The sequence below is a fragment of the Agromyces sp. Soil535 genome, assembly GCF_001428255.1.
GTDB lineage: Bacteria > Actinomycetota > Actinomycetes > Actinomycetales > Microbacteriaceae > Agromyces.
This window is the reverse complement of record NZ_LMRW01000012.1, coordinates 392811-409375: the sequence shown is the minus strand read 5'-3', so window position 1 is coordinate 409375 and position 16565 is coordinate 392811. Positions and strand designations below refer to the sequence as shown.

Annotated in this window: 16 protein-coding genes; 4 read left to right on the top strand and 12 right to left on the bottom strand. The window is 71.6% G+C overall.

Going from position 1 to position 16565, the window contains the following annotated elements; all coding sequences use genetic code 11:
- Window positions 1-17: 17 nt before the first annotated feature.
- Window positions 18-962, bottom strand: a complete 945-nt coding sequence (locus ASG80_RS11235) for a sugar-binding transcriptional regulator (protein WP_056730573.1) — start codon at window positions 960-962, stop codon at window positions 18-20.
- 119 nt (window positions 963-1081) lie between these two features.
- On the bottom strand, window positions 1082-2299 hold the full coding sequence (locus ASG80_RS11230; protein WP_056730570.1) for an MFS transporter: 1218 nt from the start codon (window positions 2297-2299) through the stop codon (window positions 1082-1084).
- A gap of 23 nt (window positions 2300-2322) precedes the next feature.
- Between ASG80_RS11230 and ASG80_RS11225 the strand changes: the two genes are divergently transcribed.
- Window positions 2323-2997, top strand: coding sequence for a hypothetical protein (locus tag ASG80_RS11225; protein ID WP_056730568.1), 675 nt, complete (start codon window positions 2323-2325; stop codon window positions 2995-2997).
- Between the two features lie 2 nt (window positions 2998-2999).
- Here the strand turns inward: ASG80_RS11225 and ASG80_RS11220 are convergent, their stop codons facing one another.
- From ASG80_RS11220 to truB, 4 genes are read right to left on the bottom strand one after another with little or no spacing between them, the layout of a single operon-like run.
- Complete coding sequence (locus ASG80_RS11220) at window positions 3000-3932, bottom strand: bifunctional riboflavin kinase/FAD synthetase (protein WP_056730566.1); 933 nt, start codon at window positions 3930-3932, stop codon at window positions 3000-3002.
- Window positions 3929-4426 (bottom strand): hypothetical protein, encoded by a 498-nt coding sequence (locus ASG80_RS11215; protein WP_056730564.1) that lies wholly within the window; start codon window positions 4424-4426, stop codon window positions 3929-3931. The genes ASG80_RS11220 and ASG80_RS11215 overlap by 4 nt, the downstream gene beginning before the upstream one ends.
- Window positions 4427-4451: 25 nt before the next feature.
- Complete coding sequence (locus tag ASG80_RS11210; RefSeq protein WP_056730562.1) at window positions 4452-4820, bottom strand: hypothetical protein; 369 nt, start codon at window positions 4818-4820, stop codon at window positions 4452-4454.
- Window positions 4817-5728 (bottom strand): tRNA pseudouridine(55) synthase TruB, encoded by a 912-nt coding sequence (gene truB, locus ASG80_RS11205; protein ID WP_056730560.1) that lies wholly within the window; start codon window positions 5726-5728, stop codon window positions 4817-4819. Before truB ends, ASG80_RS11210 begins: the two co-directional genes overlap by 4 nt.
- Window positions 5729-5813: 85 nt before the next feature.
- On the opposite strand from truB, the gene ASG80_RS11200 reads away from it, so the two are divergent.
- The gene (locus ASG80_RS11200; RefSeq protein WP_056730558.1) at window positions 5814-6809 is read left to right on the top strand and encodes a ketopantoate reductase family protein; all 996 of its coding nucleotides are present in this window, start codon (window positions 5814-5816) and stop codon (window positions 6807-6809) included.
- 29 nt (window positions 6810-6838) lie between these two features.
- On the opposite strand, the gene ASG80_RS11195 is transcribed toward ASG80_RS11200, so the two are convergent.
- The gene (locus ASG80_RS11195) at window positions 6839-7441 is read right to left on the bottom strand and encodes a hypothetical protein (protein WP_056730556.1); all 603 of its coding nucleotides are present in this window, start codon (window positions 7439-7441) and stop codon (window positions 6839-6841) included.
- A gap of 47 nt (window positions 7442-7488) precedes the next feature.
- On the opposite strand from ASG80_RS11195, the gene ASG80_RS11190 reads away from it, so the two are divergent.
- Window positions 7489-8379 (top strand): A/G-specific adenine glycosylase, encoded by an 891-nt coding sequence (locus tag ASG80_RS11190; RefSeq protein ID WP_056730554.1) that lies wholly within the window; start codon window positions 7489-7491, stop codon window positions 8377-8379.
- A gap of 54 nt (window positions 8380-8433) precedes the next feature.
- On the top strand, window positions 8434-9408 hold the full coding sequence (locus ASG80_RS11185; RefSeq protein WP_056730551.1) for a LysR family transcriptional regulator: 975 nt from the start codon (window positions 8434-8436) through the stop codon (window positions 9406-9408).
- On the opposite strand, the gene rbfA is transcribed toward ASG80_RS11185, so the two are convergent.
- The 5 genes from rbfA to ASG80_RS11160 form a co-directional block, all read right to left on the bottom strand.
- Window positions 9405-9908: a 30S ribosome-binding factor RbfA gene (gene rbfA / locus ASG80_RS11180; protein WP_056730549.1), complete on the bottom strand. Its 504-nt coding sequence runs from the start codon at window positions 9906-9908 to the stop codon at window positions 9405-9407. The genes ASG80_RS11185 and rbfA overlap by 4 nt on opposite strands.
- Window positions 9909-10058: 150 nt before the next feature.
- Window positions 10059-12824 (bottom strand): translation initiation factor IF-2, encoded by a 2766-nt coding sequence (gene infB, locus ASG80_RS11175; RefSeq protein ID WP_056730547.1) that lies wholly within the window; start codon window positions 12822-12824, stop codon window positions 10059-10061.
- An 85-nt stretch (window positions 12825-12909) separates the two neighbouring features.
- Window positions 12910-13155, bottom strand: coding sequence for a YlxR family protein (locus ASG80_RS11170; RefSeq protein WP_056730545.1), 246 nt, complete (start codon window positions 13153-13155; stop codon window positions 12910-12912).
- Window positions 13156-13245: 90 nt separating this feature from the next.
- Window positions 13246-14244 (bottom strand): transcription termination factor NusA, encoded by a 999-nt coding sequence (gene nusA, locus ASG80_RS11165; protein ID WP_056730543.1) that lies wholly within the window; start codon window positions 14242-14244, stop codon window positions 13246-13248.
- 152 nt (window positions 14245-14396) lie between these two features.
- Window positions 14397-16421 (bottom strand): PhoX family phosphatase, encoded by a 2025-nt coding sequence (locus ASG80_RS11160; RefSeq protein WP_056730960.1) that lies wholly within the window; start codon window positions 16419-16421, stop codon window positions 14397-14399.
- Window positions 16422-16565 lie beyond the last annotated feature (144 nt).

The window sequence follows — 16565 nt, the reverse complement described above, 5'->3', positions numbered from 1 at the left end:
GCCCGCGAGAGGCGGAGCTAGCCGTCGAGGAGGTGGAGGGCGGTGGCCTCGTCGGTGACGAGGACCGAGCAGAGGCCCGAGCGCACGACGGCGTCGGCCACGGCGTGCTTGGCCTGCCCCGCGACGACGGCGATCGCGAGCGGGGAGGCGCGCAGCTCGTCGAGCGTGAGGCCGACCGTGCGGGCGTCGAGGGCGGGGTCGACGATGTTGCCGTCGGAGTCGATGTAGCGGCCGACGACGTCGCCGACGGCTCCCTTCTGCACGAGTACGTCGACGTCGGACACCGACAGGTAGCCGCTCTCGACGTGCACGGAGTTGTGGTCGGCTGCGCCGGCACTGAACAGGTAGGCGTCGGCCGACCGGGCGAGCTCGATGACGCCGGCCACGACGCGGTCGGACTCGATCGCCTCCTTCGTCGCGAGGCGTTCGAGGATGGCGGGGCTCGGCAGCAGGGTGGCGCTGCCGCCGCCCTTCTGGGCGATGCCCACGGCCGTGGCCGCGGCCGTGCCGGGGCGTCGGTTGAGGCTGACGCCGCCGTTGATCTGCACGACGTTCACGCCGGTGGCCCACCCGCTGCGGAGGTGCTGGGAGATCTCGAACAGCGTGCGGCCCCAGCTCACCCCGAGCGTGCGCGGCACGGGCCGGAGCGCGGTGAGGTAGTCGGCTGCCGCCTGGGCGGTGCGCTCCTGCAGCTCCTCGGGCGTGTGGACGCCGGCGGTCGAGACGACGATCGCGTCGGTGAGCCCGCGCTCCTCGCGGAGCCGGCGCTCGATCGGCAGCCGGCGGGCTCGCGGGTGCAGGATCTCGATGCGGATGAAGCCGCGCTGCTTGGCCTGCGCGAGGAGACGGCCGACCTTCCAGCGGGTGAGTCGGAGCGCCTGCCCGATCTCGTCCTGGGTCTTGTTCTCCTCGTAGTAGAGCTCGGCTGCCCGGATCGAGAGGAGTTCGTCGATCTCGTCCACACGCGTCCTTCCGCCTCGCCATCCAGCGTAGGCAGGGTGCTGCTCATCGGCAACACTCGCGGGTGATCCTGCTCATATGAGCACGACGGCGACGGATGCCGCGCGCCGCTGCGGGATTGTCAGGAGGCGCGCTCGTCCTCGAAGTACCGCGGGCGAGCCACCACGGCGCCGGCGATGGCCGCCGGGACCGTCGAGGCGACCAGGAGGAACACGAGCGGCCAGCCCCATCCGCCGGTCGCCTGATGCAGCAGCCCGACCGCGAGCGGGCCGACCGCGACGATGAGGTAGCCGGCGGACTGCACGAAGCCCGAGAGTGCGACCGCACCGGCGTGCGTGCGACTGCGCAGGTTGATGAGCACGAGCGCGAGCGGGAAGAAGAGCGGGCCGAGCCCCGCGAGCGCCACCCAGAGCCAGGTCGCGACGGTGGGGACGAGGAGGAGCCCCAGGTACCCGGCTGTGAACGACCCGATGGCCACGGCGACGAGCAGCCGCACCCTGCCGTAGCGCGCCGCGACGATGGGCACGATCAGGCCGGCGGGCAGGCCCGTCGCGGCGTAGAGCGACAGCAGCGCGCCGGCCTCGGCGGGCGGCGTGCCGGCGATGTCGTGGAGGATCGACGGCAGCCACGCGAACAGCGCATAGGCGTTGAAGCCGGCGACGGCGAAGATCCCCGTGAGCGCCCACGCGAGCGGCGAGCGGAGCGCGTACCTGAGGAGTCCCGGCTCCGCCTCCTCGGGCAGGTCCGCCGCCTCGTGCCGGCGGGGGTGCAGCACGAGCACGATCCACGGCACGAGCGCGAGGGCCGCCACGAGGGCCCACTCCCCCAGCGAGACGCGCCAGCCCACGGCATCCGCCACCGGCACCGCGATGAGGGGAGGCACGAACGTGCTCACGGAGAGGGCCGTCACGTAGATCGAGGTGAGGAGCCCGATGCGGTCGGGGAAGTAGCGCTTCACGAGCGGCGGCAGCAGCACGTTGCCGACCCCGATCGCAGCGAACGTGAGCGTCGACGCCGCGACGAGCCAGACCGCGTCGCCCGCGAGTCCGCGGCCGAGAAGCCCGACCGAGAGGGCGACGAGCGCCACGATCAGGGTGGGTTCGAGGTCGAACCGCTTGGCGACCAGCGGAGTCACGATGCCGAAGATCGCGTAGCAGAGCGGCGGCAGCATGCCGAGCAGCCCCACGACCGCGGGAGCGAGGGCGATGTCGCCCTCCAGCTGGGCGAGGATCGGCGACAGCGACGCGACGGCCGTGCGCAGGTTGAACGCCACCAGCACGATGCCGACCAGTGCGAGGGTTCGTCCTGCCCAGAGCGGTCGGGGCTGGGTCGGCGTCATCCGTCCGAGTCTAGGCTGGTGACGTGGCCGACTTCGCCCGCTACCTGCCGCTCAGCCAGCGCTCGCGCATCGACGAGCGAGGCGTGACGAGCGACCGTCGCGAGCCGACGGCAACGGTGCTGCGCTCGATCGCAGTCGCACTCCGAGCCGCCGGTGACCGGGGGTGGCACGCGCAGGCCGATGGCGACGCCGCGATCGTCGCCGATGCGGTCACCCAGCTCATCGCGGGCTTCGACCGTCCACCCGCGCGACGCGCGCTCGAGGCGGCCCAGCAGGTGCTCGGCATGAACGGCCGCGCCGCCGACCCCGTCTCCCCCATCGACGGTCCGGCGGATGCCGCGGCGGCGCTCGATGCGCGAGCCGTGACCATCGGCGACCGGCCGCAGCCGACCCGCCTCGTGGAACTCGACGACGCGGTCGTCGCGGCCGTGCGCATCGGCGACGCCCTCGGGCGGCCGATCGCGGTGCCGCCGCTCGCCTCGGGAGCGGTCGCCCTCCGCCGGGCCGCAGCAGCCCCGACGCCCATCAAGGCGGTTATCTCGGGGCACAGCCTGCACGCCACGGATGCCGCGTGGACGATCGGGCACGGGCCCGCGCTGGTCGGCACGGCCGACGAGCTCATCAGGTTCCTCGCGGGCATCGGGAACTGTGCGCCGCGTCAGGCGCGCGGCGGCGAGCTCGACGACCCCGGCGCCTGAGCTCAGTCGGAGAGGATGTCGCGTGCGCGATCGACGTCGCCGCGCATCGTCTCGATGAGGTCGGGGATGTTCGTGAATGCGACCATGCCGCGCAGCCGCTCGACGAACTCGACGTCGACCACGTGGTCGTACAGGTCGAGTTCGCGGTCGAGCACGTACGCCTCGACCTGCTTCTTCGGCACGCCCTCGAAGGTCGGGTTGTTGCCGACGGAGATGGCCGCCGGGTACCTCGTGCCCGCGTCGGTCAGCCACCCCGCGTACACGCCGTCGGCGGGGATCAGGCCCTCGGACTCGGGAGTGAGGTTCGCCGTGGGGTAACCGAGCTCGCGGCCGCGCTTGGCGCCGTGCACGACGATGCCCGAGACGGTGGGCGTGTGGCCGAGCAGCCGGGTGGCGTGCCGCACGTCGCCCTCGGCGAGGAGCTCCCGGATCCAGGTCGACGACACGCGGCGCTCGCCCTCGGGGCGCACGTCGTCGACCACCTCGACGGTGAACCCGAACGTCGCGCCGAGGTCCTCGAGGAGGGCGACGTCGCCCGCACCACGCGCGCCGTACCGGAAGTCGCTGCCGACGAGCACGGTCCTGGCGTCGAGCGTGTCCACCAGCACTCGCTCGACGAACTCCGTGGCCGGCACCGAGGCGAGCGCGCGGTCGAACGGCAGGAGCAGGGTCGCGTCGACACCCGTGGTGGCGAGCAGTTCGAGCTTCTGGCGCACGCTCACGAGCGAGTCGGGGCACTTGTCGGGCGCGAGCAGCGCGAGCGGGTTGCGGTCGAACGTCACGACCACGGCGCGCAGGCCGTCGGAGGCGGCGATCGAGCGGATGCGGTCGATCACGGCACGGTGCCCGCGGTGCACGCCGTCGAACTTGCCGATGGTGACCGCGCTCGGACCGAAGCCAGCGGGCACCGCGTCGAGGCCCTTGAACGTCTTCACGCAGCGTCCGCCCCGCTCGCGGGCCGCTGGTCGCCGGCGGCATCCGCTCGGCTCGCGTCGACGTCGGCATGGACGGGCGGATGCTTCGCGAGCCACCACATGCCGAGCACCGGCAGCACCAGCGGGATGAACAGGTAGCCGCGGCCGAACCACGACCACACGGTGTCGTGCGGGAACAGCTCGGGGAACGCGATGCTCAGCGTGCCGACGACGAGCACGCCCGTGAACTCGAACGCGATCGTCGCCCAGGCGATGCGGTACCAGCCGCGGCCCGCACGCACGAGGGCGATCGTCGCGACCACGTACACGACCGCCGCCAGCGCCGACAGGCTGTACGCGAGCGGCGCCTCGTCGAACTTCGTGGCGATCTGCACGAACGAGCGTCCCACCGCGGCGAGCGCGAGCACGCCGTAGACGGCCACGAGCACGCGCCCGATGCCGCTCATCCGCCGCCCGCGATCGGTCTCGGGCCGGGCGCCCCGCACGTCAGTCATGTTGCTTCGATTCTCTCAGACGCGGCTAGGCCTGCTGCACGGTCCAGATCTGCAGCATGCGGTACACCATCACCGCGACCGCGAGCGCGGCGACCCCGAGCACGACCGTGCTCCAACGGTTGCGCTCGAGGAGCGCCCAGAAGACGGCGGCGGGCGGGATGAGCAGGGCGCCGACGAGGTAGGTGTAGAACTCGAGCACGCTGCCGGTCGGCTCGTTGCCGAACGCGGGCGCGGCGATCGCGACGACGAGCTGCACGACGAGCAGCAGTTCCACGAGTGCGAGCGCGCCGTTCGTGAGGTCGCTCGGCACACGTCCGGCGAAGCCGAGTGCGAGGCAGAGCACGCCCGCCACGACGGCGACGGCGACCTGCACCCACGTGAACCACTCGATCATGCGCCGGCCTCCTCGACGGGGAACCCCGTGACCACCTTCAGCGACGGGCCCCGCCGCTCCACGATGGCGACGAGCCGGTCGCCGGGCCCGATCGCCGCGATCGCGCCCGCGCCGGCGTCCGTCGCGCCCTTGGTCGAAGCCACGTCGATGCGCTTGCCGTGGCCGAGGTCGACGGCCTGGCCGTCGGTGACCGAGACGACGGGCAGCGCCCGGCGTGCGGCATCCGCGGGGCTCATCATCGAGGTCGGCACGTCGAACCCATCGAGCGCGGCCGCCTCGTCGATCCGGAACGCGCCGATGCGCGTGCGGCGCAGCGCCGTGAGGTGTCCGCCCGTGCCCAGGTCCGCCCCGACGTCGCGCGCGAGCGCGCGCACGTACGTGCCCGAGGAGCACTCGACGCGCACGTCCGCGTCGACGAAGCCGTCGCCGCGCCGCACGGCGAGGAGTTCGAACGCCGACACCGTCACGGTGCGGGCAGCGAGCTCAACAGCCTCGCCCTCGCGCACGCGCTGGTAGGCGCGCTTGCCCGCGACCTTCACGGCGCTCACGGCGCTCGGCACCTGCTCGATCACGCCGGTCCAGCGGAGCATCGCCGCCAGGATCCCCGCATCGTCGGCCGCGGCGAGCCGCTCGGCTGATGCCGCTGGCAGCGGTTCGCCCTCGGCATCGTCGGTCGTGGTGTCCCACCCGAGCCGGATGGTCGCGAAGTACTCCTTGTCGAGCCCGACGAGGTAGTGCAGCAGGCGCGTGGCGTGGTTCACGCCCAGGATGAGGAGGCCGGTGGCCATCGGGTCGAGCGTGCCCGCGTGCCCGATCCTGCGGGTGCCGGCGAGACGGCGCATTCGCGAGACCACGTCGTGGCTGGTGACTCCCTGCGGCTTGTCGACGAGGAGGATGCCGCTGTTCACGCCGTACAGGCTAACAGCCGGGACGCGCGCTGCCGGCTCCGGCTCCGCGGACGGGTCGTGCGCGCTCCGCCCCTACGCTGGGAGGGTGAGGATCGGCATCATCGGCGCGGGCGCGCTCGGCGGCACCTTCGCCGCGCTGCTCGCGCGTGAGGGACACGACGTGGAGGTGACCGCGCGGGGCGCCGGTCTCGAGGCGATCCGCTCGGGCGGCATCCGCCTCACCGGCGGCTTCGGCGACGTGCAGGCGCAGGTCGCCGCGAGCGAGGTGCTCACGGAACGGCCCGACCTCGTGCTCGTGTGCACGAAGGCGCAGGACGCTGCGAACGCGATCACGCAGAACGCCTCCGTCATCGATGGCGTCACGGTCGTCGTCGTGCAGAACGGACTCGACGGCGTCGACACCGCGGCCCGGCTGCTCTCCCGCTCGTCGTGCATGGGCGTGCTCTCGATGATCGCCGCGAACTACACGGAGCCCGGCGTCGTGCGGGTCACCACGACGGCCACGAGTTACCTCGGCCGGGGCGACGGCCGTGCCGACGACGAGAGCCGCCGGATCGCCGCGATCCTGTCGGAGGCGGTGCCGGTCGTCGCGGTCGACGGGTTCCGCGGCGCGCAATGGACGAAGCTCGTCGTCAACATGCTGAACGCGATCCCCGCGATCGTCGGCCGCAGCGTGCAGGAGGTCATCGACGACCGCCGGCTCCGCCGCGTGGTCACGGCGTCGATGCGCGAGACGGTGCGCGTCGGCACCGCGAGAGGGGTGCGCTTCGGGTCGCTCCAGGGCCTCGGCGACCGGCGCCTGAGACTCTTCGCGCGGATGCCCCTGGCCATCGGCCAGCTGCTGCCCTGGCTCATGCGCGTGCGCATGGGCCCGGTGCCGAACCTCGGCTCCACGCAGCAGAGCGTCCGCCGCGGGCAGCCGACCGAGGTCGACCACCTGAACGGCGTGGTGGTGCGAGAGGCTGCTGCAGCAGGGATGACCGCGCCGGTGAACGCGGCGCTCACCGCGCTCGTGCACGAGGTCGAAGCCTCCGGCGCCGCCCTTCCCGAGGGGCGCGTGCTCGCCGACCTGCCCGCCTGAGCGCCGAGGGGTCGGGGCCGGCCTGCGGGTCAGCAGCTGTCGAAGAACCTGCGTCGAGGGTGCTCGGGATCGTGGTCGTCGACGACGGCGGAGGCGACGAGCCGCGGGTCTCCCTCGGCGTAGGCGATCACGTCGGCCGAATCCTCGGGTTCCCCGTCGAGTGCGATCCGGAAGTCCCAGCGGTCGGCGAGCCGCTCGCGCAGGACGAAGCGCCCGTCGAGTACGAGGATCGCATCCGCGGGGCCGGTGACCCACTTCGGTTCGATCCATGCGTCGCGCGCCGGATCGAACACCGCGGTCACGAACGCCGTCGAGCCGCCCATGCGGAACGGCTCCACGAGCACGCGCCGCAGCGCCGACTCGTCGAAGCCGTACCAGTAGTAGCGGGCGGGCGTGTCCTCGCCGAACGCGTCCTGCGCCGCGCGCGAGCGATGGAACCGCTCCATGCTGGCGCGGAACACGCGATGGCCGCGCTCGCGCAGCACGGCGGCGAGATCGTCGGCGAACCGCGTCTTGCCGCTGCGCACCGGGCCGTCGATCGCGACGATCATGCGGCCGCGGCCGTAGTGCTGCAGGATCTCGTCGGCGAGCGCGCGGAGGAAGGTGACGCGGGGCGTGGTGACGAGCTCCATGAAGGGAGCCTAGCTCCGCGGCATCCTGCCCGGCATAGGCTGAGGGGATGCCGCGCCAGCCCGCCCCCGCTCTCGCGGACGCGCTGAACGCGTGGTTCGAGGACGCCGCGCGGCCGCTGCCCTGGCGTGCGGCCGATGTGTCGCCGTGGGCGGTGCTCGTGAGCGAGTTCATGCTGCAGCAGACCCAGGTCGCACGGGTCGTGCCGCGCTGGGAGGCATGGCTGGATCGCTGGCCGACGCCTGCGTCGCTCGCCGCGGAGCCGCCGGCCGAGGCGGTGCGGGCCTGGGATCGGCTCGGCTACCCTCGCAGGGCGCTCTGGCTGCACCGCGCGGCGGTCGAGATCGTCGAGCGCCACGGCGGCGAGGTGCCCGCGGACCTCGACGACCTGCTCGCCCTGCGCGGCGTCGGCCAGTACACGGCACGAGCGGTCGCGGCGTTCGCCTTCGGCCGGCGGCATCCGGTGGTCGACACGAACACCAGGCGCGTAATCGCCCGCGCGGTGCTCGGGCAGGCCCACCCGGCACCGCCATCGACGGCTCGCGACCTGGCCGACATGGCGGCCCTGCTGCCCGAGTCCGATGCCGCGGCGCGCGTCTTCAACGCGGCCGCCATGGAGCTCGGCGCGACCGTGTGCACGGCGCGCACGCCCCGCTGCGACGCGTGCCCCATCGCACCGGCTTGCGCATGGCGGCAGGCGGGGTACCCGCCGTACGACGGTCCGCGCATGCGCGTGCAGGCGCGATTCGAGGGCTCGGACCGGCAGGCGCGCGGGTTCGTGATGCGGGAGTTGCGGGCCGCGCACCGCCCGGTCGCGCGCCGGGAACTCGCGGGTTCGTGGCCGGACGCCGCCCAGCTCGACCGTGCGATCGCCGGGCTCGTGGCCGACGGGCTCGCGATCGCGGGTGACGACGCGGCACTCGGCCTGCCCGACGCGTGACCGGACGACCGGTCGGGGCTCGGCGACGCGGGACGGATGTGCGAGTATGCAGGGATGTCCGTGACGCCGTTGCCCGGGCGCCGTCCCAGCCCCGACGACCTCCTCGTGCTGCTGGCCGTGGCGCGAGCGGGCCGCTACACGGCGGCCGCCGCGGAGCTCGGACTGAACCACACGACGATCGCCCGTCGGATCGGCGCGCTCGAGGATGCGCTCGGCGGCCGGGTGCTCGCGCGCGGCGCGGCCGGCTGGGTGCTCACGCCGCTCGGCGAGCACGCGATCTCGGCGGCGGAGGGCGTGGAGCGCGCGCTCGGCAGCCTCGCCCCTGACGCGCCCCGGCTCTCCGGCGTCGTGCGGCTGAGCGCGACGGACGGCTTCAGCGGGTTCATCGCGTCGCCCGCGATCGTCGCGGTGCGCCGCGCCCACCCCGACGTGTCGCTCGAGATCGTCGCGGCGACGAGGCGCGCGGCCCAGCAGCGCGTGGGCGTCGACCTCGAGGTCGTCGTGGGGCGTCCGCACGTGCATCGGGCCGAGGCGATCCACCTCGCCGACTACGCGCTCGGCCTCTACGCGAGCCGAGAGTTCCTCGACCGCAACGGGACGCCGACGTCGACCGGCGAGCTCGCCGGGGCACCGCTCGTCTACTTCATCGAGTCGATGCTGCAGGTCGATGCGCTCGACGATGCGCGCCGCCCGACGCGCGACATGGTCGACGCGGTATCGAGCACGAACGTGTACGTGCACGTGGACGCCACGAGGGCCGGCGCCGGGTACGGACTGCTGCCGGCATTCCTCGCCGACCGGCACGACGACCTGGTGCGCCTGTTGGCCGACGAGATCGACGAGCACCTGCCGTATTGGCTGGTGTGCCGGCCCGAGGCGCTGCGCCAGCCGACGGTGCTCGCCTTCATCGAGGCGCTGCGTGCGCGTATCCGCGCCGTGGAGGACCAGCTGCTCGGCCGGTCGCACGCGACGCGGTCGAGCACAGCGGAGGACGTGAGCACAACGGAGGACGAGCGAACGCGAGGCTAGCGGGATCCGCCCGCCTCGGTGTCATCGGCGAGGTCGGATGCCTCGTCGTCGAGCTCGTCCCAGTCGGCGTCGTCCTCGAGCTCGCGCGGCTTGACGTAGGGGTCGGCTTCGCCGGCGTATTCGGCCGTCGAGGCGAGCACGCTCGTCTCCACATCGCGCGTGCGCGCCTCGCGGAGGAGCGCCTCGATGTGCTCGGCGTTCTCGGGGATCGCGTCGTGGATGAACTCCAGGGTCGGGGTGAGGCGCGCGGTGATGTTGCGGCCGACCTCGCTCCGCAGCATCCCTGTCGCGGCCTTGAGGGCGATCGCCGAGTCACGTCGCTCCTCCTCGCTCCCGTACACCGTGTAGAAGACGCTCGCGTGCTGCAGGTCGCCCGTGACGCGCACGTCGGTGATGGTCACGAAGCCGAGCCGGGGGTCGCGCAGTCCCTTGTCGATTCTGCGCGCCACGATCTCCTTGATGCGATCGGCCAGCTTCCTGGCCCGTGCCGGATCCGCCATTTCCTCTACCCTTCCCACCCCACGATCGAGATGCGCGAGCTGCGGCATCCGAATGGTCGAGGGGTTCCCGGTTCTTCCTTCCGAGTGAATCGGGGTAGGGGTCCCCGCTCTTCACTCGGAAGGAAGAACCGGGGACCCCGTCACCACGAACTAGACGCGAGGCTTCTCGCGCATCTCGATCGTCTCGATCTCGTCGCCGACCTGGATGTCGTTGTACCTGCCGAGGCCGATACCCGCCTCGAAGTCCGTGCGGACCTCGGTGACGTCGTCCTTGAACCGGCGCAGCGACTCGATCGCGAGGTTGTCGCCGACGACGACGCCATCGCGGATGACGCGTGCCTTGGCGTTGCGCGTGATCGTTCCCGATCGCACGATGACACCGGCGATGTTGCCGAACTTCGAGGAGCGGAACACCTCGCGGATCTCGGCGACACCCGACTGCACCTCTTCGAACTCGGGCTTGAGCATGCCCTTCAACGAGTTCTCGATGTCGTCGATCGCGTTGTAGATGACGTTGTAGAAGCGCACGTCGACACCCTCGCGGGCGGCGCGCTCGCGCGCCTTGACGTCGGGGCGGACGTTGAACCCGATGACGATCGCGTTGTCGATCGTCGCCAGGTCGATGTCGCTCTCGGTGACGGCACCCACACCCCGGTGGAGGATGCGCAGCTGCACGCTCTCGTCGACCTCGATCTTCATGAGCGACTCCTCGAGCGCCTCCACGGCACCCGACACGTCGCCCTTGATGATGAGGTTGAGCGCCTCGACCTTGCCCTCTTCGAGCGCTCGGGTGAAGTCCTCGAGCGAGATGCGCTTGCGGGCCTTCGCGAGCTGCGCGTTGCGCTCGGCGGCCTCGCGCTTCTCGGCGATCTGCCGGGCCGTGCGGTCCTCCTCGGTCACGAGGAAGGTGTCGCCCGCGCGCGGCACGCTCGAGAGGCCCTGCACCTGCACCGGACGCGACGGGGTCGCGGCGTCCACCGGCTCGCCGTTCTCGTCGGCCATGGCGCGCACGCGGCCGTAGGCCGTGCCCGCGACGATCGCGTCGCCGACCTTCAGCGTGCCCGACTGGATGAGCACGGTCGCCACGGCGCCGCGCCCCTTGTCGAGCTTCGCCTCGATGGCGACACCGCGAGCGTCCTTGTTGGGGTTCGCACGCAGGTCGAGACCGGCGTCGGCGGTGAGGAGCACCGCGTCGAGCAGCTCCTGGATGCCGATGTTCTCGCGCGCCGAGACGTCGACGAACATGACGTCGCCGCCGTACTCCTCGGCCACCAGGCCGAACTCGGTGAGCTGCTGGCGCACCTTCGCCGGGTTGGCGTCGGGCTTGTCGATCTTGTTCACGGCGACCACGATCGGCACGTTGGCCGACTGGGCGTGGTTCAGCGCCTCGATCGTCTGCGGCATGATGCCGTCGTCGGCCGCCACCACGAGGATCGCGATGTCGGTCACCTGCGCACCACGGGCACGCATGGCCGTGAACGCCTCGTGACCCGGGGTGTCGATGAAGGTGATGGCCCGGTCGATGGCCTCGTGCTCAGTGTGCACCTGGTACGCACCGATGTGCTGGGTGATGCCACCGGCCTCGCCCGCCACGACGTTCGCGTTGCGGATCGCGTCGAGGAGCCGGGTCTTACCGTGGTCGACGTGACCCATGACGGTGACCACCGGGGGACGCTGTTCGAGGTCCTCGTCGGTCTCGTCCTCGAGCTCCTGGTCGAGGTCGATGTCGAAGCCCTCGAGGAGCTCGCGGTCCTCGTCTTCGGGAGAGACGACCTGGATCTTGTAGCCGAGCTCGGCGCCGAGCACCTCGAAAGTGGCCTCGTCGAGCGACTCCGTCGCGGTGGCCATCTCACCGAGGTGGAAGAGCACCGTGACGAGCGAACCGGGGTTCGCATCGATCTTGTCGGCGAAGTCCGAGATGGACGCGCCGCGACGCAGGCGGATGACGGTGTTGCCGTCGCCGCGGGGAACGCTCACGCCGCCGAGCGACGGGGCCTCCCGCATCTCGAATTCCTGCCGCTTCGTGCGCTTCGACTTACGAGCCTTGCTCTTGCCGCCGCCACGACCGAAGGCACCGGCCGTGCCGCCGCCGGGACCACGGCCCCGACCGCCGCCGCCCGCGGGACGCGGGGCGCCGAAGCCGCCGCCGGGCGCGCCACCGGGGCGCTGGAAACCGCCGCCGGCGCCGCCGGGACGCGCGCCTGCACCGGCACCCGCGCCACCAGGGCGCTGGAAGCCGCCGCCGGCGCCGCCGGGACGCGCGCCGCCGGGGCGAGGTGCGCCGGGACGCGGCGCACCGGGGCGCGGCGCCTGCGGACGCGGGATGTTGCCCGGGGTCGGTCGCTGGCCCATGCCCTGCGAGCTCGAGAACGGGTTGTTGCCCGGGCGCGGCTGGGCGGGACGCTGTCCCATGCCCTGCGAGCTCGAGAACGGGTTGTTGCCCGGGCGCGACGCGGGGCGCGGCGCGGGGCGAGGGATCGCTGCGCCGGGCTTCGGGCCTGCGGCGGGCTTCGCGACGTCCGACGCGGCGGGCGCCGCGGGTGCGTCGGTGGTCTTGTCGGCGGCCGCGTGGGCGGCCTTCTCCTCGGCCTGCGCCTGGCGCTCGGCGACCGTCATCGGTGCGTCCGCGGCCGGAGCTGCGGGCGCGGCGGGCGCAGCCGGAGCCGTCACGGGCTTGGGCGCAGGGGGCTTGGGTCCGGGCTTCACCGCGCTGGCGGGTGCCGCCTTCGCGGGCGCCGCCTTGGCGGAGGGGCCCGCAGCCTCGAGCGCGGCCTTCAGCCGGCGCGCGACCGGGGGTTCGATGCTGGACGAGGGTCCCTTGACGTACTCGCCCATCTCCTTGAGCTTCTCAAGGGCGATCTTGCTGTCGACACCGAGTTCTGATGCGATCTCGTGTACGCGTGGTTTCGCAGCCACTTCTCTCCTGTTCCGGGTCCGCCCCGAAACAGGGGGACCATCAATGACGGACGGGTCTCATTTCGAGCCGCTCATGAGTTGTCCATTAGCCGTTCAGCCTGTTCTCTACATTGCTGGTGTCCACCTCGCCGCGGATGCGGAGTGCGCGTCCGAAGGCGCGTCGCCGCACGGCGAGCCGGTAGCACTCGAGCGTCGGATGCAGCCACGCACCCCTCCCCGGAAGCACGGCCGAGGCATCGGCCACGATGTGGGAATTCTGGGAAACGACCCTCAGAAGTGAGGATCGCGGGGCACGCGAACGGCATCCGATGCACGTTCTGACGGGTTCCATCCTACACCTCCCGCCCGAGCCCTACCGCGCACGCTTCGCGACGCCATGCGTCGCGAGCGCTCCTGCTCCGCCGTTCGCGAGGCTCGACCTTCAGCCGGCCTCCAGGATGGAGTCGGGTTGGATGTCGATCTTCGCGCCCGTCAGTTTCGCCGCGAGGCGGGCGTTCTGGCCCTCCTTGCCGATGGCGAGCGACAGCTGGTAGTCGGGCACGAGGGCGCGCACGGCGCGCGTGGACTCGTCGATGACGTAGGCGCTCGTGACCTTGGCCGGCGAGAGCGCGCTCGCGACGAACGTGGCGAGGTCGTCGGACCAGTCCACGATGTCGATCTTCTCGGCACCGAGCTCGGCGGTGACGGCGCGGACACGTTGCCCGAGCTCGCCGATGCACGCACCCTTGGCGTTGACGCCCGGCTGGTTGGCGCGAACCGCGATCTTGGTGCGGTGGCCGGCTTCGCGCGCGAGCGAGACGATCTCGACGACGCCCGAGGCGATTTCGGGCACCTCGAGCGCGAAGAGCTTGCGCACGAGCGCCGGATGGGTGCGGGAGACCGTGATCGACGGGCCCTTCTGGCCCTTGGCGACACTCGTCACGTAGACGCGGATGCGCTGGCCGTGGGGGTAGTCCTCGCCGGGCACCTGCTCCTCGGGCGGGAGGATCGCCTCGACGGTGCCGAGGTCGATGTGCACCATGCGGGGATTCGGTCCCTGCTGGATGATCCCGGCGACGATGTCGCCCTCGCGCCCTCGGAACTCGCCGAGCACGGCATCGTCGGCGAGGTCGCGCAGGCGCTGGTTGATGACCTGCTTCGCGGCGAACGCGGCGATGCGTCCGAAGTCGCTGGGGCTGTCCTCGGCCTCGCCGATGACGTTGCCCTCCTCGTCGTACTGGGGCACGTAGACCGAGACGTGGCCGGTCTTGCGGTCAAGGTGCGCACGTGCCCCCGCCGGGTTGGCGTGACCGTGCTGGCCGGGGTTGGTGTGCTTCAGGTAGGCCATCAGGATCGCCTGCTCGATGATCTCGACCAGTTCGTCGAACGGGATCTCCTTCTCGCGCTCCATCATGCGAAGCACGCTGAGGTCGATGTCCATCGACGGCCTCCTCTATTCAGCTCTCATGCCGCTTCCCCTCGGAGCGGGCGACTCTCTACCGTACCGGATGTCGCTGGGCACCGTCATCCGAGCCCAGGCATCGGAAAGCGGGTGACGGATGCCCCGCGGCATCCGTCACCCGCTCGCGTCGATCAGGCGCGCCAGATCTGAACGACCGACGGCCGCGGCGCGGCCACGAGACCCGTGTCAGGGCGGTGCGTCGGAACGTAGTCGGGGAAGTAGGAGTTCGGTACGGCGACCGAGCCCTCCTCGCCCGGGTGCTGCACGGCGACGAAGACCATGCCCTCCTCGTCGTGGATGACGGGTCCGCAGGTCTCGGCTTCGCGCGGCACGGAGAGGAACTGCTGCACACGACCGCGATCGGGCCCCTCGAGCGGCACCTTGAAGAGGCCGTCGTTGAAGCCGATCTTGCTGGGCGCACCGTCGGTCGAGATCCAGAGGTTGCCCTCGGAGTCGAACGCCACGTTGTCGGGGCAGGAGATCGGCGACACGAGCTCCTTCGGGAATCCGGCGAAGTACGTGTTCTGGTCGACGGCCGGGTCGCCGCACAGGAGCAGGATGCTCCAGCCGAACGTGGTGCCTGGCTGGCCGGCGGTCTCGGTGAGCTCGATGATGTGTCCGTTGCGGTTGCCCGTGACCGGGTTCGCCTCGTCGACCGTCGCGAGGGTGCGCGCCGAGTTGTTGGTGAGCGCGACGTAGACCTTGCCTGTCTTGGGGTTCGGCTGCACGTCCTCGGGACGGTCCATCTTCGTCGCACCGACGGTGTCGGCCGCGAGGCGCGCGAAGACCAGCACCTCCTCCGTCGTCATGCCGGGGATGACGCTTTCGCCGTCCTGCGTGAGCGGGATCCACTGGCCGGTCCCGTCGAAGAGGCCGTCGGACGGGAGGGCGCCGGTGCCGGTGATCTCGGCGGCGGGCGAGTTGCCCGTGAACTTCGCGACGTAGAGGTCGCCTTCGCTCAGCAGCCCGAGGTTGTTGCGGCGCGCGACGGGTGTGGTGCCCGGGTCGAACGTGCCCTTGGACACGAACTTGTACAGGTAGTCGTTGGTCTGGTCGTCGCCCATGTACGCGACCACGTGGCCGTCTTCGGCGATGATGACGTTGGCGCCCTCGTGCTTGAAGCGGCCCATCGCGGTGTGCTTGCGCGGTGTCGAAGTCGGGTCCTCCGGGTCGATCTCGATGATCCAGCCGAAGCGGTTGGGCTCGTTCACGAAGCCGGCGTCGTGCGCGTCGAAGCGCGGGTCGATGCGCTCGAACGTGTAGGTGGACTTGGTGGTCGCCGTGGCGCGGTAGCGCTTCTGGCCCGCGGTGTCGGCGGCCCAGGCGAAGTAGCCGTCGAAGTTCTCCTCGCCGGAGAGCACGGTGCCCCACGGCGTGGTGCCGCCGGAGCAGTTTCCGAGCGTGCCCTTGACCCAGCGGCCCTCGCCGTCCGCCGCGGTCTTCACGAGGTCGCTGCCGGCGGCGGGACCGGTGAGCTCGAACACGGTGTCGGCGGTGATGCGGCGGTTGCGGCGACCGTCGACGAGGTAGCGCCAGGGCTGGCCGGTCTTGCCGCGGCGCAGCTCCACGACCGAGAAGCCGTGGGCGGCCTTGTAGACCGCAGCTCGCCGGTCGAGCTCGGCGTCGTCGCTCGACGGCGGGAACATGATGCCCGGGTTGACGTACTCGTGGTTGTTCACCAGGATGCCCGTGCGGCCGCTCTGGTCGGCGATGATGTCGAGGTAGTCGCTGTTGTAGCCGAACTGGCCGGCCTGGGCCTCGGGCGTCTGGTTCTCGAAGTCGAGGGCCGACACGCTCGAGAAGAGCGGGTCGCCCCAGCGGATGATCGGCGCCCACGTGTAGCCCTCGGGCACGTTGAAGTCGTCGACCAGCCTCGGCACCGGGGAGATGGCGTCGAACGGCAGGCCGCCCTCACCGGCGGACGCTCCGCCACCGGGCACGGCGAAGGCCGAGCCGCTCGGCGTCGCGGCCGCGAGTGCGATGCCGACGGCGCCTGCCGCACCCAGCCCGAGCAGGGCCCGCCGCGACAGCGCGGCGGAGGCGATCTCACGGAATGCGGGGTTCGAGGACGTGTTGCACTCCGGGCCGAGGCAGGCGTTCGCACACTTGTAGTGGCACGTCACGGGCGAGCGCTTGCCTCGCACGTGGTCGGCCATCGGAAGCAACTGGATATCGGTGATCGTCACGGATCTGTCCTCACGCTCATGGTCGGGATTCCACTCCGCACAGTGCTCGGCGAAACCGAAGCACCACATGATGAGACGTGAACGCGTGGTGAACGCGTGACGAACGGTGGGTTC